This window comes from Paenibacillus sp. FSL F4-0125, from assembly GCF_038008565.1.
GTDB lineage: Bacteria > Bacillota > Bacilli > Paenibacillales > Paenibacillaceae > Paenibacillus_AQ.
In genome coordinates this window covers 1,298,095-1,318,192 of record NZ_JBBOZJ010000001.1, presented here as the reverse complement: position 1 = coordinate 1,318,192, position 20,098 = coordinate 1,298,095, and the positions used below count along the sequence as shown (strand labels likewise).

Genomic DNA, 20,098 nt, shown 5'->3' with positions numbered 1-20,098 from the left:
ACTACGCCTCCTGTCCTAGATAGGCTTCGATAACTTTTGGATGATTCCGTATTTGTAGCGGTGTACCCTCAGCAATCAGCCTTCCGCGATCCAGCACATAAATCCGGTCACACACTCCCATCACAAGGGACATATCATGCTCGATAAGCAAGATCGACAGATCAAAGGACTCACGGATCCAAGCAATCAGATTCATTAGCTCTTTGGTTTCGTTCGGGTTCATCCCTGCCGCAGGTTCATCCAATAGCAAAAGCTTAGGCCCCGCTGCAAGCGCACGCGCAATTTCCAGTCGCCGCTGATTTCCGTAACTAAGATTCCCGGCACATTCATCACATTGATCAGCAAGATTAAAGATTTTGAGAATGTCCATAGCCTTCTGTGTAATTTTGTTCTCCTCAGTAAAATGCTTAGGCAACCGGAGCATAGAGGTAAATATTGAATGTCTGGCATGCTGGTGAAACGCGATCTTAACATTATCGAGAACCGTCATAGCGGTGAATAGACGAATATTCTGAAATGTCCGCGCAGCCCCTTTTCGATTAATACGATAAGGCTTCATCCCACCTACTGCCTGATTGCTCAGAGTAATGTTGCCGCTGGAAGGCGGATATACCCCCGTCAGCAGATTAAAAAGAGTTGTTTTCCCCGCCCCGTTAGGTCCAATAAGTCCAATCAACTCACCTTTATTAATGTGGAGGGTTACCTCATTCAGCGCCTTAAGTCCCCCAAATGCACGACTCGCCTGTTGAACATCAAGAAGCACTTCCGCTGTTAATGCTGTCACTTGGCTTGACCTCCTTTTTAGACAATTTCAAGAAAGAAAAACCCGTGCTGCCAAGCAGCCCCTTAGGCCGAAAAATCATCATCAGAATTAGAATCGCCGAGTAAATAATCATCCGCAGCTCCGGATACTCCTGAAGCACCGTAAAGAGCACTGTCAGTACAATCGCACCCACGATGGCACCGCTTGTACTTCCTAGTCCACCTAACACAACCATGACTAGAATTTCGAATGATTTTAGAAAATTAAAGCTACCAGGATTGATGACGTAGAACTTATGAGCAGAGAGACCACCAGCTATCCCCGCAAATAATGCACCGAGTGAAAAAGCAATGACTTTGTACAAAGTCGTATTAATCCCCATCGCTTCAGCAGCAATTTCATTCTCCCGAATCGCTATACAAGCTCGGCCGTGAGTGGAACGTATAAAGTTATTGATCACAACAACCGTGACCAGTGTGAACAGAAACATAATCGTCCAAGTTGTTTGATTAGGGATCCCGCTTAGACCTGAAGCTCCGCCCACATATTCTGTATTGAGCAGGACAATCCGAATAATCTCTCCAAACCCCAGCGTAGCAATCGCCAGATAATCTCCATTCAGCCGTAAGGTCGGAATCCCAATAAGTACACCAAAGAATGCAGCCACCAGACCAGAGATTACTAACGCCAGTACGAAAGGCATGTCAAAATTCAAAGTTAGAATTGAAGAAACATATGCACCAATGGACATAAACCCAGCATGCCCGATTGAGAATTGCCCTGTTATCCCGTTAATCAGATTCAAAGACACCGCCAGCATGACATTTATACAAATTAGAATTAGCGTAGACTCCATAACATCATCAAATATTCCCGTTGTTAGAAGAACTTGAATGATGACATATAGGACAATAGCTAAGACGATGCCGATCCAAAATGACTTGTTTATCTTCTTCATACGGCATCTCCCTACACTTTCTCACGGACATTTTTACCAAACAGCCCGGACGGTTTAAAGATAAGGATTAGGATGAGTACAGCAAAGGCCACACCATCACGCCACGAGGAATACCCCAGAGAAGAAACCTCTGTCTCAACTGTACCCAGCAGAAGCCCACCCACCAAAGCGCCGGGAATACTACCAATACCACCAAGCACAGCAGCCACGAAAGCTTTGAGTCCTGGGAGCACACCCATCATCGGGTCAACCGAATTATAAGTCATTCCAAAAATAACGCCCGCCGCTGCCGCAAGTGCAGATCCTATAGCAAAAGTAGCTGAAATCGTCCGATCCACATTAATTCCCATCAGGCGTGCAGCTTCCATATCAAAAGAAACAGCCCTCATCGCTTTACCGATCTTGGTTCGGTGCACAATATACTGGAGCATGATCATCAAAACAACCGTCGTTCCCAAGATCATAATTTGGTTGGAGTCTACCTGAATCGAAGAACCAAACAAGGTGTATTGCTGCTTATTAAGTATCTCTGGAAAGCCTTTAGCCTGAGGCCCGAGAACAAATACACCTGTGTATTCCAGAAAAAAAGAAACGCCGATTGCAGTAATAAGTACAGCGATCCGCGAGGCTTTTCGTAGAGGTTTGTAGGCTAGCCGTTCGATCGACATCCCCAGTAACGCACTGATGGTCATAGAGATCACCAATGAAATAAGTAAGACCAGGATTGGAGGCAGCCCTGCCGTAGCCAGATACCTAGCGCTGAACAATCCGATAAACGACCCCACCATAAACACATCACCATGAGCAAAATTGATCAATTTAATAATCCCGTAAACCATGGTGTACCCTAGTGCGATCAGAGCATAGATGCTCCCTACAGAAATCCCGTTAATTAATTGTTGAATGAAATACTCCATCGCCGTCCCCCTATTCCTATATTCACTTTTTAAAAAGCACCTTTCTTAAGCTTACATTCATTTTCATTATTTTATGTCACTTATATTAACATAAAAATACAATTAGATTAATGATAACTGTGTTTTTTACTAAAAAATTCAATATTTACGTTATATTACATGACATATAAAATCATTAACCAAGGAGTGACTCTACAGAATAATGTGTATGGGGGAGTAAAACTGAGGAAAGCAGAGATTTTTGAAGTTCGGCACCAATTGACCCATGTTCGATATTTATTCGAATGCTGAACTCAATGGGAAATAATATAACATTTATCTCATTATGACATACAAAAAAAGCTTATTCCCAACCGATAAACGGAAGGAGAATAAGCTGTTCACATTTTCTCTTTTATTTCTAATTCTTTAATCTGCATCATATGATGTCGGTCATGCGATATAAAATCCTTTAAATATGACTCAAAACAAAACCTTCCGTCAACATATTTTTCCGAGTACTTTCCTTCTTCAAGACTACTTATACAATCTAATATTAAGTTACGATACTTCATCGTCAACTCTATTAATTCGTCTTTAGTTTTTGTCTTACCATATGTAACAGCATCATTATTAAATAAATCGAAATCAATAAGTTGAAGTGTTATCGCTTTATCGCACGCTATCGGTTCTATTGTCGATTCATAAAAGTATTTATCCCATAGCATTATATGACTAACAACATCATGAATTGCCCATTTTCCTTCAGCGATGGGTGTTTTCCAATCTAAATCAATAATTTCTAGAACAAATCCATTCCATTCCTTAAACTGATTTAGCAAGTCTGATCTGTTATTCATTGACATATCTCCTTTTTTTATCATCATAATCCCAGAATAACTCTTTCTAAAAAGATTACATCATTTGACGTCATAGAATGTTGTAACAACCTTGCCAATAAGAACATCTCTTCACTATCAGCTGCGCCCACTAATAGACTGTGACCAAGTTCATCTCTGACAGTAATGTTAATTTCGTTTTGCTTTAAGATAATAGTTCCAACCTCTTTAGAACTCAACTTACTAGTAACTCGCTTTACAAAAACCGAAGCTGTCATTCCAAGAGCTTATTTTTTATATATGTAATCAATAAATCCTTGTCGTATCCATTCGCCTTCAAACTTTCTTTCCAATACTCGATCTTCTTTGTATATTAATTGCATATCCTCAAACATAGAATCCGCCTCATGATAATCATAATAAGAGTGGATCACTAATTCATTATCTTCCATTTGTTCATACTGATGTTCCCCTAAGTCAACCCCGTCACCGACTCGAAAATCCTTAAGGGTTAAAAAATTAACGAACAATAGCCCACCAGGTTTCAGCAGCCGTTTCAATTCATTTATTGCTTCTTTCACATCTTGTTTTCTCATATGAAAAATAGAATTATACGAATACACAAAACTCATCGACTCATCGTTTAATGCCAACTTTCTCATGTCACCCTGATGTATGTTTAAATTCTGCCCTCTTTCTGCTGCGAACTGATTAGCTCTGTTCATTTGTTCAACACTCATCTCTATTCCGTATGTAGCGTATCCATAATTCGCAAACAAACTTAGTGGAGGAGTATCCCCTCCTGCACCACAATCTAATATTGTTTTTTCCATACCACTTTCATTACACAATGCCAAAAATCTGTACAAGGGTATTTGTTTAAAAAGCTCCATGTTTGTTGCGCTCCTTTGAGTTGTCTTTTTGTGATTATGTAGATTTCGGGCTTAACAGGATCCGGCTGGCGATAACAGGAGAACTTAACTCTAGGCGCCATTCGCCGTTAATACCTTTCTCAAACCATCTTACTCATAGCTAAGATCCTTCTTGTAGTAAAAATGCTTACTCCCAAGCGGAGCATCTTCAATAGTTGCAATCACTTTATATCCATACTTCTTATAAAATCCAGGCGCTTGAAAGCTGAATGTATCTAATTTGATAAAAGTACACTTCTTTGCCCTAGCAACTTTTTCTGCTTCTTCCAATAATCTTTTCCCGTAACCTTGACTACGATAGTTATCATCCACCCACAAAATACCAATCTCCATCCAATTCCAGCATATCGCACTGTTGATACCGGCAACAATATCTCCTTTATCATCCTTCAAGCATAAATTCACCTCCTCATAGATGCCGTTTGGTACTTGTTTAGAGTTGAATTCAATAAGTTTTTTTCTAACGTAATCTGTTTCTTCATTTGTGCTGTGATGTATCTTAGAATTATTCGACATAAGTTCCTCCTGATGGTTTATCTCTTTCATTGAATCCCCGCAATCCCAAAAGTCTCATTTATAACTTTCTCGTACTCATCCCATTCAAAATAAAAAGGCCCAACATTAATAGCTTTATTGATGGGTTCCAGTTTGAAATCTCTCCATATGATAAGATTCTCTTCTTTTTCAATAAATACGGATATAAAGCCGCATTCTTCATCTCCACACCAGGGACAGACTAATATTGGGTACCTATAGTAGAAATATTCATGCATTTCGTTTAACAAGAAATAGTTAATCATTTTCCTTTGATGCTCTTCACTACCCCACCCGAGGGACGGAACCATATCATGCCTTTTCAGCATTTGATAAAGAGACCTATCATCAATTATTATGTCAGCAAATTTGGTATTTTTATTTCCTTCTTGATCCGGATCAAAACTATCATATCTACTTGAAGGTTTAGTTTGTAATTGATTTATATTTTTCATGTTCCCTCCGCAGTATAACTACTGTGTTAGCTGATGTAATCGACTTCGTTAGGCTTATTAGTAAACATTCGCTTTTCCCACTCTATTCACCTTCCATAATATAGAATCCGACCACCATCATCACTAATAATTTAGAAAAAAGACAATTTACACAACAAAAAAAGAGCCCCCAAAATGGAAGCTCTTCTTATGTAATTCAGAACGGAGAGAGTGGGATTCGAACCCACGCACCGCTTACGCAGTCTAACCCCTTAGCAGAGGGTCCCCTTATAGCCACTTGGGTATCTCTCCATAAAAATGGCTCCCCGAACAGGACTCGAACCTGTGACAACTCGATTAACAGTCGAGTGCTCTACCAACTGAGCTATCAGGGAACATTAGAAGTAAATTTAGAAGTGAACATGAATTAATTTATCATGATTTCAAGGTCTAGTCAAGCGGATAAAATAATTTTTGTGATCGTTTTCAAATTCATGCATTATTTCTGCCATTAGCTAGATTTAAGAGGGAGCTATCCCCCTCTAGTCTATACGTAACACCATTCCCCGTCTTCCGGAACCTGTACTCGATCTTGTAGCTCCTCCTTCTCCAAGTGAGCTTTTAACTTATCTCGGGTAACTAGGCAATGGTTGATGGCGTTCATGTGTACAGCGATGACCTTAGAAGAAGGAGCATATTCGCATAAGTCTACGACATCCTGCTCATTCATTGTGATATGGCATCCGCTTAAAAACTGCGCACCACCAGCATTTACAACTGTCACCTCAGGTTTAAAAACGTCCAATGCCATTTTCACCTTATCACACCAAATCGTATCCCCAGCCACATATAGAACAGGTTCGCCTTCCGCCTGAAACACAAACCCGGATACCTTACCCATAAGTTTACCAGTCACTCCAGTGCCATGCCGTCCATCAGTACGTGTTATAGTTATTCCATTAAACGTCAGCGAATCTCTAATTTCCGTGGTATGCTCAAACCCCTGCTTCGATAATTTATCTCCATCTCCTTCCTGACATAATAGTGGTAGATCATGCGGCAACAAAGAAATGGCAGCGGCATCCCAATGATCCTGATGAAGATGTGTGACAAGAATTACATTAGGACTCAGCCATTGTTCTATGGCTCCCGGCAAAGGAACAAGCGGATTCCGACGATCATTTGCCGTATTAAAAATGGGAGGATTAACACCCTGCTCACTCAACATAGGATCGATCAGAAATGTACTTCCACCATACTCCAGCCATAGGGTCGCGTTGCGAATATGCTGTATTTTCATCGTAAGCCCTTCTTTCTTTCAGCTCTCTTCTGCTACAATTAATTATAGTTGGACCTTGACACAGAATACATTGAGATCGGAAAGAGATTGGCCTGTTCTACTTTCACGCAGAAAGGATTTTAAATAATGACGAGTTCTTATTCCATAGATGATGTGGATTTTCGCATCCTACAGCTTCTGATTGAAGATTCCACGATCAGTCACAGAGACATTGGGCAGCAAGTCCATATGACAGGTCAAGCTGTGGGCGCGCGTATTCGCAAAATGCAGGACACAGGAGTCATTGAAGGTTACACCGTTCGCTGGAATCCGGATAAGGTTGGGGAGACTATTCATGCCTTTATTACTGTGTTTCTGGGTTCGAATACGGTCCATCCAGCCTTTCAGACATTCGCAAAGCAGCATGACAGCGTTAAAGAAATGCATCGCGTCAGTGGAGAAGGCTGCTATTGGATACGTGTCCGTACGGGAAGCCAAGAGGAATTGAATAACTTTCTCGACGAGCTGCTGTTGTTCGGAAATTACAGAGTCAATCTGTCAATGGGAAAGCTGAAATAAGGCTGTATCGCGTAGGAGGCCGCTATCGGATCAGTTGACTTTATATGCAAAAACGCAGAGCAACAATTCTCCAATAATCGGAGAATCGCTGCTCTGCTGTCTTTTTACATATGAAATGTTATAGCTTCTACTACCAAAGCTAATTCAATAATTTAGCTGTTCTAAGCAAACGAACTAGAATTACAGCTGCTTCTGCACGGCTAGTATCACTGCCAGGCGCAAAGCTGCCTGCGGATTGGCCTTTCATAATCCCTTTAGCAGTTAAGTCATTCACAGCTTCCGTTGCCCAAGAAGAAATAGAAGATGCATCTGTGAAAACATTTGTAGCAGTGTTTGCTCCAGATACTTCAGCTCCAAGGTTCAGCAGCTTCAATGCTCTAGCTGCCATAACAGCCATTTGCTCCCGTGTAATAGGAGCATTCGGACGGAAGGTTCCATCCTCATAGCCTTGAACTAATCCTAGAGCTGCTGCGGCTCTTGCGTCCGCTGCATACCACGATAAATCGGACACATCACTGAAGGTCTTCGTTGTGTTCCCAGCGACAAGACCCAACGAACGAATTAGCATAGCCGCGAACTCGGCACGACTGACTGATTTCTGAGGCGCGAATGTATCTGCGGATTGTCCGGTCAAGATCAGTCGACTAGCAAGCATCTCAATCTCATTCTTTGCCCAGTGTGAAGAAATATCCCCAAATGTAACAGGGTGCAGTGCTGCGACGAATACACCGCTCGCACTACTGCTCTTAACAGTAACCTTGGTCATCCCATCCACGAGTTCGAACATCGCAGGTACATAACGGAAGGAACCTGTCTGTTCATCATAAATAAGAACTACCCCCGTCTTCGCATCCAGCGCTTCCTTAATCATAAATGTACGTTCTACATAGGTGGTGCCGAATCCATTAGCAGGTACAATGGTTTTGCCATCTGTAACCTTTAAGGTAATACTTGCCGGAGTTCCTTGTACAGTAAAGCCTTGCTGCTTAGCCTTGGCAAGCAGTTGTTCCAATCCTTTTCCGCTTAGCGGATTTAGTTGGAACTCTAGCGTACCTGCTGGCATTTGTGCCGCTTTCAGCACGCTCTCCTCGAGTCCTAGAGGGAAGCGATAGCTCATATCGCCACTGGCAATAACAAGCACCGCATTCGGACTAAGTGCTGCCGCATTGCGTAAAGCTTCTGCGCTAAAGCGAGCTGTACCATCTCCATTAGCTGAAATCTCGATCACGGCCTGCCCAGCAGTCGCCTTAGCCTTTAACTGCGCATCATGATTAGCAGCTGGTGTTGGCGTTGGTGTAGCGACAGGTGCAACAGGATTTACTGACCCCGCCGGATCAGGAGTACTAGTTGGACCTGGTGTGCTCGTTGGAGCTGGTGTACTCGTTGGACTAGGTGTACTTGTTGGTTCAGTCGGATCCACAGGATCCGTCCCACCATTAGGTAACACGACCGCAACTGTATACACTCTCTTATCATTACCAACAGTTACCGTGAAGTCTGTGCTTCCCGCTTTAAGCCCATGCAGACTGCCGTTTGTAAAAGTAGCAATATCACTATTCGTCAGCACAAGTGTAGCTTGTGAAGTAATCTCCACCCCTTCTTTGTCCAACACCTGAAGGATCGCTGACTTTCCTTGTTCCAGCACAACAGGTCCGCTCTGTCCATCTTCAAGCTTGATGGAGAACGGTTTAACAGCTGTGGCTATTCCTTGGTTCTGTTCAATGATGCTTAATTCAGGAGATGCATTGGTCAGGAGATTCATCCGTTCGCCACGAATAATCAAGTTGTCGACGAGTAGATTACCTTTCAGATTTTTCGTAACTTCTATACCGCTTGTGCCTGCCCCGTCTAATACATTATTCGTCAGCACAACTCCATCAATCGTCGTGAGCGTTTCTCCCTCAAGATTACCATGGGCAATCAGGCCAGAATAGGTGCTGTCGAGCGCCGTATTGTTACGGATGAACACTTTTCCTTTCATGTCACTCTCACCAGCGTACAGCCATAACGCACCGAGATTCACCCCATAACCGGAATCATAACTACCTGTGCGAAGCAATGTATTCCGCTCAACGATAGTCGTTCCTTGGAACGGCTCTGCGGAGAAACGGGTAGATACAGCGATCCCGGCTCCGTTAGTCACAGTATCTTTTACCACGTTATCTTGAACTTTGTTATCTTTACCACCGAAGACCACTATGTTATCGGCCAACCATGGCAATGAGACGTTATTAAAACGTGCCGTATTGTTATAGCTAAGTGTCCGTTCCGCGCCATTCACTTCATTCAATTTGGCATCTGTGAACGACCACATCGCAATACCATCATCCCCTGGATAACGGATGTCACTTTGTTCCATCATGCTGTTGCCCGTGCCTACGGCAAAGTTAATTCCATCTGCCATAAGGTTACGGATTCGAAGACCTGCCATGTACAGACCATTTGTGCGAGCCTTCTCACCAATAGGTTGTGTTAACCACAAGCCTGCTTTGGTATGTTCAATCCATACGTTCTGAATGACCGAGCCTTGCCCAAAAGCACCATGGAAGGCGTTGGTGAATGCTTCATCATCTCGTACGTTTATACCACCATCAATTAATAGGTCGTATACACCGACTTTGCCGCCATGACCATAAAATTTAGCTCCATTCAGAACTGTATACCACATGCCTGCACCACGAATTTCAGCCGTATCCAGATCCAGCAAACCCTCTCCGACATTGAAGGTACCTGCTGGGAACCAAACCCCAGTACCTGTTGCCGCCGCTTCGGCAAGCGCTGCTTTGAAGGCTGCGGTATCATCTCCCTCATCATTGGCTACCGCTCCAAAATCCGTTACCGAAATAAATCCTTCAGGGCGTGTTAACTCAGGTGCTACCTGCTCCATATCTACCAAGTCGATGACGTATGAAGTGGCATTGTCTCCTGTTCCCTTCTCTAAACGAATGGTAGCTCCAGCAGGAGCATTCCCAATCAGAGCATGAATTTCATCAAAGAAGCGATGTCCACTACCTTGACGAGGATCATTAGACCATGGGTAACTACCGTATTCCCAAGCGTATTTTGATGTCAGATTAAGCTTTTTCTTAACTCCATCTACATATAGGGTCAAAGTTTCATCAGCACCAGCACCATCCGAACTGTCAGGAATGGAATAGCGAAGAACAATAGAATTAGCTGCTTCTGCAAGCTTGAACTCTACATAGTCCCCCTTATTCTTCAAGGCGACAGCTTGTCGTCCAGAAGCCTCTGAAGCCATTGTTCGATATTTCCGCGAAGGACCGATCAGCGTTCCGTTAGTCGCTGCATCTTCAGCTTCATAACTAATGTAAGGAACTGTAGCTCCACGGTAAACTTTGTTTACGCTATTTTTTACGGTCAGGCTATCAATACTTACTTTGCCCCAATCAATGTTGCAGTTGCTTAGAGAAACCGTATTAATCCCTGCACGAAGCTTCAGCTTCACCTGTTCAGTCGTCCAAGAGGAGGACTTCGCCAAGCTAACTTTAGCCGATTCCTTCAGGCCGTTCACCTCAAGCAACAGATCCGTTACATCACTGGAAGTGTTCTTGTATCGAACAACGGCATCGTATTCTCCAGCTTGCTGGGCATTGACTGCAAACCGCATAACATGATCGCCTTGGAATGCTTCTCCTCCTGCATAAATTGCATCTGTAGGAATGGGCAAGAAGCTCCAAAGAGTGCTATCGGTTCCTACAGCAGAGCCAAGTTGAACAGCTGATGCGTCGTGAGTAAGATAGGCTGTTTTATCCGCACTTAACAGGAGCTTGTAGCCTAATTTCTCTTCCAGCGTCCACTGGGAACGTTCTGTTTCCCCAGAAGCTAACAAGACGGCTTGGTCTGCTTCATTTAAAGAAAGATAATGTTTGGTCTGAACATTCATTATGCGTTTACGTCCATTTACATCTTGAACGATCCACTGAGAGTGAGCAGCGGTATCGGAAGGTTCCGCATATACGAGCGCCCCTTCTTGTTCAGCCACTACTTTGCCAGTCAGCCCTTTCGGCACGATCGTTATAATATTGGTATCGTTCTGAACTGGAGTAGTTGTGTTGTTATTGCGCAGTTCTCCAGACGGAGTATTAAACTCCTGCGAAGCTGCTTCAAGCGTCCATTGAGCTAAGCCGTCACTCTCTAGTAGGAGCGCACGTTCAGCATATCCTGTCTTATTCGCAATGTTTATTAATTCATCGTCGTATTCTCCATAGAGACTACGAATGGTGTAATGCGTATAATCGGAAGCCAAGCTTACTTCCCAAGCAGATGCTCCGTCTATAGCCGGTTCTGCGCTACTGCTCTCCAAGTATGAATAATCTCCATTCAATGTTAAAAAATGTCCAGTTGCACGATTGATAATCGTCTGTTTGCCGTCCTGCACAGATATATTCCAATGAGAGAATCCATTCTCTGCTGACGGCTGCCCGTACAGAACAACTCCGTGCTCATTCTCGTATAAATACTCCCCGCTGTTTGCATTCTTAAATCTTACAGGGTAAGCGGGGATCGGTGGCGCAATCGCTTCAACGGCTTCAGCGGTAAAATGCGCACTGTTTCTTTCCGCTGCATCGGGAGCCTTACTGATCTTTATAATCGGATTCCCCTTCTCATCGGAAGCCCCATACATATAGTGGCCAGCCCATCCACTCTTGAAAGTAGTCAAACCTGAAGGCTGCATATCCACAATCCACTTAATGCTGCCCCATACATCATAGACGGTTTGCAGTGTCTGAACGGCAACATTAGGCTCAACCTCATCTACTGCACCACCTATATGCTCAAGGGAGAGATAACGTCCAGTACCTTTATTTTTAATCTTCACAGATCCATTGCTGCCAGCTATTTCTTGCAGCTGCCAGACAAAGGCATCGTCATTCATATCAAGTGAACCATAAGTAGCCTGACCTACTGTTACATCCTCGTTCGCAGCGGCTAGAGGGGTCATTTTTGCGTCAGCGGTTGCAGATTCCGACTTATCCTGCGGCACCACTACTTCAGTGTCCTGCGAATCATAGACAGCTTCGGTGACAGTCTTAGATTCTAGCAATTTCTCTAGTACATCTGGAGAAGTCAGCAAAGGACCGTCCTTAAGATATTGATCTTCACCATTTACAGCGTCTAGCTTAAAGCGGAACAAGTCCTGCTTTTTCTCGGTGACAGGAACAAATCTCCACTGCGGACTGCCCCAACCTGGATTGATCACACCATACTCGGCGTATTTAGTGAGATTCTGAAGTGAGATGAATTTTTCAGGGAATGTATTTGGTTCCTTGTCGAGGACACTACTGATTACGTAGGTACTATTCCCAATATTTTTTCCTGTCCAGATGTATGCCTGCTGCACATTATTCCTGTCTGGTAGCTCGGTGACCTGAATATGGCCATCTGGCATATTCACCGTGTTAATATAGTGGCCTGTTTTCTTATTCTTGAATAGCTTACGGCCATTGTACTTCTCAACCAGCCATTGATCAGAGCCATCCTTCTGCATATTTCCGTACTTCAAAAGGCCGTCAGCAGATTCATACCAATAAAAAGACTTCCAGCCATTTTGAATACGATAATATGGAATGGTGCCATCTGTTGGTGTGTTAGGGTCTAGAAGCTGCCACTGGGCGCTTAATGAAGTCGCATCCCCACTTGCTCCTGCACTGTCTCCACCCAAGGTAGATAGATAGATACCTTTACTCCCGAAATTTTCTAACGTCTGGTAGTCATCATAATCATCAGAATCTTTAAAATTCCATTGATCTGATGGTTGGCTACCACTGATCTGCAAGGCCTTGGCTGTGCCATCACTATACGAAAGATAATGATTAGTTGCTGCATTACGGATACGTTTATTGCCGTCATAATCCTCTATATACCATAGATAATCGGATGAATCAGCAGTATCTGGAGCAATTAATCCGTGCTTAAGTGCACCGTTTGCGGATTCATACAAGAAATCTGTAGCTACTTGTGCATCTGTATAAGTTGCCAAGCGTACCGGCTGCAACTCGGAAATAGGGACAATTTTCCACTGGGCATTAGGATTGGTTGCTTCACCCGGCCAGCTGTTAGAGCGCACGTTATTATCTTCCTCAAACTGAGGATTCAGCCATAAAGGTTTAACTCCGTCGGTTAATCCTTTATTACTTAAGGTAATAAAACCCGCTCCATCCGCGCCTGGTGCATCTTCCTTCACCCATTCGCTTAGCGTCACCTTGTCCGGATCGATTTCTTGCGAAAAAACTCCAGCCCAAGTCACTTCATTTTGCTTAATATAATGACCCGTCTCACGGTTTCGAATCATCAGGGTTCCGTCGTCCGTTCCCGGCTCAAGAAGCCACTGGGCAGCCTCATTCTTCAAAGGCTGTTTACCGTAAAGTACATTTCCTTTTTCCTCATACATCACCTGACCGGGACGCATCCGGCTTTCCAACCGTACAGGTACTGTTCCTGCGTTAGGATCGATAAAAGCCCACTGCGGACTCTCAAACGTAATATTGATATCCGAGCTTACCTGCGCATAACCAAGCTGATTCTCCTCGTGGATAACCAGCTTACTCTCAGGTACGCTCGCGCTTCGGATGATCATGTATCCGTTTCTATTGGAAATATCGATCAGCCATTGATCCGTAACACTTCCAGCTCCTTGGAGATCCGCCGCCTTAAGTGTATCCTCTTTGCCGTTATTACCAGCCATTGTAATGTAGTGGCCCGTCTTCACATTCTTAATTCGTGACAGACCATTTACCGTCTCCACTGTCCAATGCGATGATGTGTCCGCTGGATTGGTCATGCCATAACGCACGATACCATCAGACGTTTCATATAAGAAATTATTTTTCCACTTATTCTTGATGAGTACTGTCCCTGATGGGATTAGCCCTGCGCCTGTTCCTCCAACCCCCTCTGCGTCTACGGAACCGCTACCGATTCCCATCACAGGCAAGCTTGAGAAAATCAGCAGCATCGCGAGCAGACCCGCCATCGCGGACCTGAATCGTTTCATAAATGTACCCCCTCTACCTAATATGGACTTCCCTTCCATCTTAATTTGGTAACGTTTACAAAACGATGTGTGATTTTATCCAGAAAAAGGTGTATTTGTACGTATCTCCCGAAAGGTCTGAGCGCTACTGAAAATTGACAAATCTGCTGAACCCTAAGATAGTTAAATTAATTAGAAACGAGCATTCATTCAATGGAGGTACATATGAAATTCAAAATGGATTCACCAAAAATATCAGATCCAGACGCTCTACTCCCTGAGCAAATATACTCGCTGCAAACCAAAGATGAATTTAGTCGTTGCAGCATAAGCGATACAGTTATTGATAATCAAGAGGCGAATAAAGTCAGCTTTGATCAAGTGGTTTTTAAAAATGTTACGATTATCGAGTCGTCCTTAACTGGGATTGAGCTGATGGATGTGATTTTTGAGCGATGCGATCTATCCAATGTGGATTTTACGAATGCGATTATTCATCGAACCGAATTTAGAAACTGCAAGCTCATTGGTACGGACTTTACAAGGGGGCGATTCCAAAATGTTCTCATGGTAGATTGTATCGGGGATTTTGCAACGTTTCGAATGGCTAAACTGAAGCAGGTTGCTTTTGAGAATAGTTCATTGATGAGCTCTGATTACTACCAATCCAATTTCCAGAAGGTCAGCTTCAGTGAGTGTAATATTGATCAAGCCACCTTATCAGGATCAAAGCTTAACGGGATTGATCTAAGTGACTGCGAGTTCAGTGGCTTGATCGTGGATATTCAGGATTTAGAAGGATGCATCATTTCGCCTCAGCAAGCTGTTTCCTTTGTGGGCTTGATGGGTCTGGTTATAAAATAACGCCATGCTCGTGTCTGATTACTGGACTTCCAGCGCCAGCAGCTTCAGCTTCCCCGAACATTTACCGCAGCGGTAGCGCTTGGGATCTACTTTTCGCTTACGCGGATACTCCATGGCGCACGCTGTACAGATCAGCTTGTACCGATAAGGCAGTGACTTCCGAGCTTTCGCACCCGGCAATGTCTGACAGTAGCGACTACCGCCAACTTGTGCAAGCAGTCTCTTGAAATCAGTGTCACGATGCATATACCCTCGCTTCGCCAAATGCAGATGATAATGACAGAGCTCGTGTTTGATAATCTTCTCCGTCTCTTCTCTACCGAACATAGCAAGCTGATGGGGATTAATCTCTATATTATGGCTTTTGGTAAAATATCGTCCGCCTGTTGAAGATAATCGGCTGTTAAAGCTTGCCTTGTGTCTAAAGGGTACACCAAAGCTGTCCCGCGACACCTGCTCAATCCACAGCTGCAGCTCTTCGTTGCTCATCGTTTCCATAGCGTTCTATCACAAGTCCTTTCCACGGGAATTAACATCTCTACTTGAATTGTAACTTGTGCATAGGCTAAACTGTCAAGAAGGAAGACAAGTACGGAGGGAGAATAACCAATGCCGAAAATGCGGTATGTAATTTTGCAGCAACATCAAGAATTGCAATTCGTGGAAATGCCCGAGGAATATGCGTACCAGCTAAGTGCGCTCAATTTACGTCTAAACAAAGAAATCGACAAGCTGACAGCCGATAATGTACCGGATCTGCCCTTAGCGATTGCTGAGTGTGATTCACTGGATCTGCTGCGTGAGGATTACTCCCTGGAGTCCGGTCTGGATTATATCAATAGATTGGAGCAGGCCTTCGCCTCTGTTCAAGAGCAGAAGAACTATCCACTGATCTCCCTGCTGACCGAGATTCGGGCACTGCAAGCTCAATTAGAGCAGTGGTACGAAGAGGAAGCAGAAAGCATTCTGTAAATCGTCACCTTTAGGCTCATTTCTCCATATGCTAACTTACGTAAGCAGTTAGAGGAGTGATACCCTTGCCACAGTGGCTCTGCCATCAACTGATGAAAGCCTATTACAAAAAAGACCGCCGTCAGATCAAGCTGCTGAACGAGTGCTGGTTCTTTTATCGTAATTCTGCGGAATCACCGGATTCCATCCAGAGAAATTTATAGGATTCGTTAAATTCAAAAATCCATCCCGCATTTTGCAGGGGATGGATTTTTGTATACGGTTCGTTGAAATCTCAATTAGAACATCGGGAAGACATATTTGACTAAGAAGAAAAGTGCTCCGAAAAAAATAATAATATAAGCAGCATATTTAATAAAGGTAGATGCGACAACACTGGAATCCGACTTCCGTTGCACCTCTGTATGCTCCACTTCAACGCTTCTATCTTTATAGCCCGGTTCCATCATCAATCTCTCCTTTCGAATATAGGCTGTAGATAGTCTCCATTAACCCGGGGCTTTCAGAGTTGAAACAAAATTCCAAATCGAACCAGTTATTGTTTAGCATCATGAAGCTGCTTATTTCGTTTACGATTCCAAGCACATCGCCTTATGAATTCGAGCTCCCTGATGGTTCGGCTCCAAGTCCAATGCTTCTTCAAAGCGCTCTTTCGCTTCCGTCATTTTCCCTAAGCCTAATAAGCCTAGCCCCATCATGAACAAGCAATGAATTTGATTGCGTCTGTTCAGATCATCCTCGAATACGAGAAAATCAGGTAAGGATACAGCAAAATAATCAAGCTTCAGCTCATCAAAAAGATGTTTTTCTGCAAAATCGATCAGCTTATTGAAACGCCGTTTCGCTTCCTTCGGATGATTAAGCTGTATCCATGCTAAGCCTTGATAGAAAATCATTTCTGGCGGCTGATCGTTGTAGTACATTGCGCTGGCTGGTTCCTCCAAGCCTTGTGACGCAATCGCCCAGTGACGTGCTGCTTCCTCTGTCTTGCCTAATCCGTTATAAGCCACACCAAGCTCGTAATACACATTATTCTCTTGCGCACCATCGAGCTTACCTTCACCCAAATTCTCTGGATAATGCAGCGCACGTGTTAATAATGAGATAGCCTCCTCATATTGACCTTCCTGATTCGCCTGCTTGCTCAGCTCAACAAGCGCCAAAACATATTGTCCTGTGGCTTTCCCTTCGCCACCTTCCCATGGATGAAATTGACGTCTTAATAGAACAGACAAAGCATCCTCATAATCGCTAAGCAAATTCAGTAGAGTCACATATTCAAGGTACAAATCATCCCGCTTCTCCACAAGCTCCATATGCTGCTGTAATCTTGCCATGCGCTCTTGGGCAGAGACACCCATCTTCTTATGCAACTGATCCAGCTCGTAGAATACTCTCGCATCGTTCGTATTGCACTGGAAAGCATGTTCAAGTGACTGCAAGGAAGCCTCAGCATCATTCCGCTTATTGTAATAAGCAAGCGTAAGGTTACGATGAACCGTCGGAAAATGATCATCAAGCGCGACGGATTGTTCCCAATGACGAATGGCATCGTCGGCACGTTTTTTATCATAGAATAGATTCCCAAGATAATAATGAGCCTTACTATCCAGTGGATTGCATGTAATCGCGCTTTCTAATACCTGCAGCTCAAACAAGCTGTTCGGGAAGCAATAATCAGAGGGTGCGGATTGAGCAAGCTGACGCTGCGCTGTTGCTTCTTCTTTACGGCCCATTTTCTCGTATACATAAGCCAATGTGTAATGCACCATCGGGTATGTAGGTTCATTCGATGCCATACGAATCTGCTCTAACACCTGTGCAGCTTCCACGTATAATCCACTGCCTGCATAATCGGAAGCCAGATTTAGATAGTTATGCACATCGTTTCGCATGAACAGTGCAAGCTTCATTTGAGCCTCAGCAGCTTCCTCTTGTCGCCCGAGCAATTTAAGCGTAAGCACTCTCTCATATGCAGCACCGAAGTCCGCGATATCTAGCATCAATGTCTCCTCTGCGAATGTAATTGCCTCAGAGTAACGTCCAAGCTTACGTAAAAGTGCTGTTTTCACATGTCTTGATTTATAGTTTCTAGTGTTACGTACCAAAGCTCTTGTTGCGAGCTCCAACGCCTCTTCATACGCCCCACGTTCACAAGCAATTTGACTCAGTGCATAATATCCACTATCTTGGAATGCTGCAGACCATACCGCCTTATAGAAGGCAGCAAATGCTTCTTCATTACGATCCTGCAATCGGAGTGCTACACCAAGCTGATAGTAAGCTTCACTATCATAGGGGTTCGGATTACGCCAAGTCAGCGATTCAATCGCTGTACGGAAATGTTTTTCCGCTTGCTTGAACAACCCTCGGCGAAGCAGCAGCGTTCCATAAGCCACATTAATTCGAATATCGGAAGCATCTCTTTTTAAGCCTTCTTCATAATACTGCTCTGGCTCGAACGTGGCATGACGGTATTGCTCCAGATGAACTCCAGCCAAATACAATTGCTCTGTGCTTTTTAATTCTTCCGGTAGCGGGAGTGGCTTAGCTGCATCAGGAACCTTCTCAATGCTAGGCTTCGCTGGACGATATGATATGAGACTGTTTCCGTTCGCATCAAATACCGTTACGATTAAGTGATGCGGTCGATCGGCTTCATCTAACGTAATGACCAATTTGTAGGTTAATTCTGGAGAGAGCGTGATCTTATCCTTCACATAGGTTCTATGCTGACCTCTCAGTTCAATAACCGCGTCCTCGAATACCGAAGTTCCGTAGGCCATCACAGTTGCAGTCTGTAAAGTCTCATCTACCTCAAGATTGACGGCAGCATCAACAGAAGCATTTTTCACAACACCGATGTTCTTATATGGCATGAAATATTGTGTAAATGACTTCTCTTCATACGGCTGAAGCCAAGTGAAATCGGGTTGATTATCAGTAAATACCCCTGTCATTAATTCAATATAGGGTCCATCCTCATCAGTTAAATTACGATCCCACGCTTGACCAAATTCGCCGTTCCCCCAAGTCCACTGCTTTTTACCCGGAGATACATGGTGATTCGCTACGTGAAGCAGACCCGCTTCAACCCCATGATCATAACCGCCCACGAAATTGTAATCGGATTTGTACGCCATGTATGACGTAGGAACCGGAATATTTTTATAGCGTGAAATATCTACACCTTCGGAATAATCCTTCTTGTAATACGTTCCTGTTGCAATTGGGAATCTGGACACATCACGTTTACCATGGTCGAATACGGCTGTCACATCCGGCGGAAACACCGATTGAGTATCATCATTGACTGCAACTGCAGGGTTTGCCCACCATAAGAAGGTTTGTGGCTCCGAGGTTCGGTTATATAGCTGTGCTGTAACTTCGAGATAGGCTTTTCCAGGATACAGTGTGAAGCCGGTTGTGACCTTCGTTCCGTACATTCGGTCAATTTCACTCACCCATACAGTTGCACTGCCATCTTCATTCTCCGTAATCACATGCTCCACAGGGCCAAACGTGTTCGGACGATGATGCTGCGGCCAGTTAAATTCAATCCCGCCTGAAATCCATGGTCCTGCCAGACCAACAAGCGCAGGTTTAATCACGCGATTATAATAAACAAAATCATAATTGTTCGTCTTATCCAGAGCGCGATAGATACGGCCGCCAATTTCAGGCATGATCTCTATATGCACATATTCATTTTCGAGCATGACCATCTGATACGATTTCATTTCTTTCTCATCCATAATTTTATCAACCACAGGATGTGGATATACTCGCCCCGAGCTGCCTTGATAGACTCGCTTCTCGAGGAACATTGGATTTTTATCGGGTTCACCTGTTTCATAGGTAGGAATTTCAACTGCTTCTTCCCATACGCGGACACCGTTTGTTAGAACTGTAGAAGGCCCTCTCATACTCATTTCCATACTCTCCTCCTTCGTGATATAGCTCTAATTTATCGTTGTATGCGCTTTTAAACAATTGACGATAATCTGTAACTGATGGACAATATTCTTATCCTAAAAATAATATCCCCCTTATG

At 43.8% G+C, this 20,098-nt stretch carries 16 protein-coding genes and 2 tRNA genes; 4 read left to right on the top strand and 14 right to left on the bottom strand.

What is annotated here, in order from left to right:
* Window position 1 precedes the first annotated feature (1 nt).
* The 10 genes from NST74_RS05800 to NST74_RS05755 all read right to left on the bottom strand — a co-directional run bounded on the left by NST74_RS05800 (window position 2) and on the right by NST74_RS05755 (window position 6,656).
* Complete coding sequence (locus NST74_RS05800; protein ID WP_341110912.1) at window positions 2-784, bottom strand: ABC transporter ATP-binding protein; 783 nt, start codon at window positions 782-784, stop codon at window positions 2-4.
* Entirely contained in the window at window positions 753-1,721 is a 969-nt protein-coding gene (locus NST74_RS05795) for a branched-chain amino acid ABC transporter permease (protein ID WP_042124789.1), read from the bottom strand. Before NST74_RS05795 ends, NST74_RS05800 begins: the two co-directional genes overlap by 32 nt.
* Window positions 1,722-1,732: 11 nt before the next feature.
* Entirely contained in the window at window positions 1,733-2,560 is an 828-nt protein-coding gene (locus tag NST74_RS05790) for a branched-chain amino acid ABC transporter permease (RefSeq protein WP_445668173.1), read from the bottom strand.
* A 458-nt stretch (window positions 2,561-3,018) separates the two neighbouring features.
* Window positions 3,019-3,477: a DinB family protein gene (locus NST74_RS05785; protein ID WP_341110908.1), complete on the bottom strand. Its 459-nt coding sequence runs from the start codon at window positions 3,475-3,477 to the stop codon at window positions 3,019-3,021.
* A 266-nt stretch (window positions 3,478-3,743) separates the two neighbouring features.
* On the bottom strand, window positions 3,744-4,349 hold the full coding sequence (locus NST74_RS05780; RefSeq protein WP_341110907.1) for a class I SAM-dependent methyltransferase: 606 nt from the start codon (window positions 4,347-4,349) through the stop codon (window positions 3,744-3,746).
* Window positions 4,350-4,478: 129 nt separating this feature from the next.
* On the bottom strand, window positions 4,479-4,904 hold the full coding sequence (locus NST74_RS05775) for a GNAT family N-acetyltransferase (protein ID WP_341110906.1): 426 nt from the start codon (window positions 4,902-4,904) through the stop codon (window positions 4,479-4,481).
* A gap of 26 nt (window positions 4,905-4,930) precedes the next feature.
* Window positions 4,931-5,377, bottom strand: a complete 447-nt coding sequence (locus NST74_RS05770; RefSeq protein ID WP_341110905.1) for an oxidoreductase — start codon at window positions 5,375-5,377, stop codon at window positions 4,931-4,933.
* Window positions 5,378-5,579: 202 nt separating this feature from the next.
* Window positions 5,580-5,668 (bottom strand) — tRNA-Ser (locus NST74_RS05765).
* 7 nt (window positions 5,669-5,675) lie between these two features.
* Window positions 5,676-5,751: transfer RNA gene (locus NST74_RS05760), tRNA-Asn, on the bottom strand.
* 152 nt (window positions 5,752-5,903) lie between these two features.
* The gene (locus NST74_RS05755) at window positions 5,904-6,656 is read right to left on the bottom strand and encodes an MBL fold metallo-hydrolase (RefSeq protein WP_341110904.1); all 753 of its coding nucleotides are present in this window, start codon (window positions 6,654-6,656) and stop codon (window positions 5,904-5,906) included.
* A 126-nt stretch (window positions 6,657-6,782) separates the two neighbouring features.
* Between NST74_RS05755 and NST74_RS05750 the strand changes: the two genes are divergently transcribed.
* Window positions 6,783-7,214 carry an Lrp/AsnC family transcriptional regulator gene (locus tag NST74_RS05750; protein WP_341110903.1) on the top strand — a complete coding sequence of 144 codons (432 nt, stop codon included), beginning with the start codon at window positions 6,783-6,785 and terminating at the stop codon, window positions 7,212-7,214.
* 139 nt (window positions 7,215-7,353) lie between these two features.
* On the opposite strand, the gene NST74_RS05745 is transcribed toward NST74_RS05750, so the two are convergent.
* Window positions 7,354-14,229 carry an S-layer homology domain-containing protein gene (locus NST74_RS05745; RefSeq protein ID WP_341110902.1) on the bottom strand — a complete coding sequence of 2,292 codons (6,876 nt, stop codon included), beginning with the start codon at window positions 14,227-14,229 and terminating at the stop codon, window positions 7,354-7,356.
* A 204-nt stretch (window positions 14,230-14,433) separates the two neighbouring features.
* Between NST74_RS05745 and NST74_RS05740 the strand changes: the two genes are divergently transcribed.
* Complete coding sequence (locus NST74_RS05740) at window positions 14,434-15,072, top strand: pentapeptide repeat-containing protein (protein ID WP_341110901.1); 639 nt, start codon at window positions 14,434-14,436, stop codon at window positions 15,070-15,072.
* An 18-nt stretch (window positions 15,073-15,090) separates the two neighbouring features.
* Here the strand turns inward: NST74_RS05740 and NST74_RS05735 are convergent, their stop codons facing one another.
* Entirely contained in the window at window positions 15,091-15,561 is a 471-nt protein-coding gene (locus NST74_RS05735) for a SprT family protein (RefSeq protein WP_081382729.1), read from the bottom strand.
* 120 nt (window positions 15,562-15,681) lie between these two features.
* Between NST74_RS05735 and NST74_RS05730 the strand changes: the two genes are divergently transcribed.
* Together NST74_RS05730 and cmpA are read left to right on the top strand one after the other, a co-directional pair.
* Window positions 15,682-16,044, top strand: coding sequence for a hypothetical protein (locus NST74_RS05730; protein ID WP_042124766.1), 363 nt, complete (start codon window positions 15,682-15,684; stop codon window positions 16,042-16,044).
* A gap of 65 nt (window positions 16,045-16,109) precedes the next feature.
* Window positions 16,110-16,247, top strand: coding sequence for a cortex morphogenetic protein CmpA (gene cmpA, locus NST74_RS05725; RefSeq protein WP_094874036.1), 138 nt, complete (start codon window positions 16,110-16,112; stop codon window positions 16,245-16,247).
* A gap of 75 nt (window positions 16,248-16,322) precedes the next feature.
* Here the strand turns inward: cmpA and NST74_RS05720 are convergent, their stop codons facing one another.
* Window positions 16,323-16,493, bottom strand: coding sequence for a hypothetical protein (locus NST74_RS05720; protein ID WP_170880244.1), 171 nt, complete (start codon window positions 16,491-16,493; stop codon window positions 16,323-16,325).
* A 120-nt stretch (window positions 16,494-16,613) separates the two neighbouring features.
* Window positions 16,614-19,976 (bottom strand): DUF5107 domain-containing protein, encoded by a 3,363-nt coding sequence (locus NST74_RS05715; RefSeq protein ID WP_445668128.1) that lies wholly within the window; start codon window positions 19,974-19,976, stop codon window positions 16,614-16,616.
* Between the last annotated feature and the right edge of the window lie 122 nt (window positions 19,977-20,098).

Coding starts and splice junctions, on each gene's coding strand:
- NST74_RS05790 (WP_445668173.1), bottom strand. CDS start 2,560: ATGGTTTACGGGATTATTAAATTGATCAATTTTGCTCATGGTGATGTG.
- NST74_RS05745 (WP_341110902.1), bottom strand. CDS start 14,229: ATGAAACGATTCAGGTCCGCGATGGCGGGTCTGCTCGCGATGCTGCTG.
- NST74_RS05750 (WP_341110903.1), top strand. CDS start 6,783: ATGACGAGTTCTTATTCCATAGATGATGTGGATTTTCGCATCCTACAG.
- NST74_RS05735 (WP_081382729.1), bottom strand. CDS start 15,561: ATGAGCAACGAAGAGCTGCAGCTGTGGATTGAGCAGGTGTCGCGGGAC.
- NST74_RS05755 (WP_341110904.1), bottom strand. CDS start 6,656: ATGAAAATACAGCATATTCGCAACGCGACCCTATGGCTGGAGTATGGT.
- NST74_RS05720 (WP_170880244.1), bottom strand. CDS start 16,493: ATGATGGAACCGGGCTATAAAGATAGAAGCGTTGAAGTGGAGCATACA.
- NST74_RS05795 (WP_042124789.1), bottom strand. CDS start 1,721: ATGAAGAAGATAAACAAGTCATTTTGGATCGGCATCGTCTTAGCTATT.
- NST74_RS05780 (WP_341110907.1), bottom strand. CDS start 4,349: ATGGAGCTTTTTAAACAAATACCCTTGTACAGATTTTTGGCATTGTGT.
- NST74_RS05730 (WP_042124766.1), top strand. CDS start 15,682: ATGCCGAAAATGCGGTATGTAATTTTGCAGCAACATCAAGAATTGCAA.
- NST74_RS05775 (WP_341110906.1), bottom strand. CDS start 4,904: ATGTCGAATAATTCTAAGATACATCACAGCACAAATGAAGAAACAGAT.
- NST74_RS05770 (WP_341110905.1), bottom strand. CDS start 5,377: ATGAAAAATATAAATCAATTACAAACTAAACCTTCAAGTAGATATGAT.
- NST74_RS05785 (WP_341110908.1), bottom strand. CDS start 3,477: ATGAATAACAGATCAGACTTGCTAAATCAGTTTAAGGAATGGAATGGA.
- NST74_RS05715 (WP_445668128.1), bottom strand. CDS start 19,976: ATGAGTATGAGAGGGCCTTCTACAGTTCTAACAAACGGTGTCCGCGTA.
- NST74_RS05740 (WP_341110901.1), top strand. CDS start 14,434: ATGAAATTCAAAATGGATTCACCAAAAATATCAGATCCAGACGCTCTA.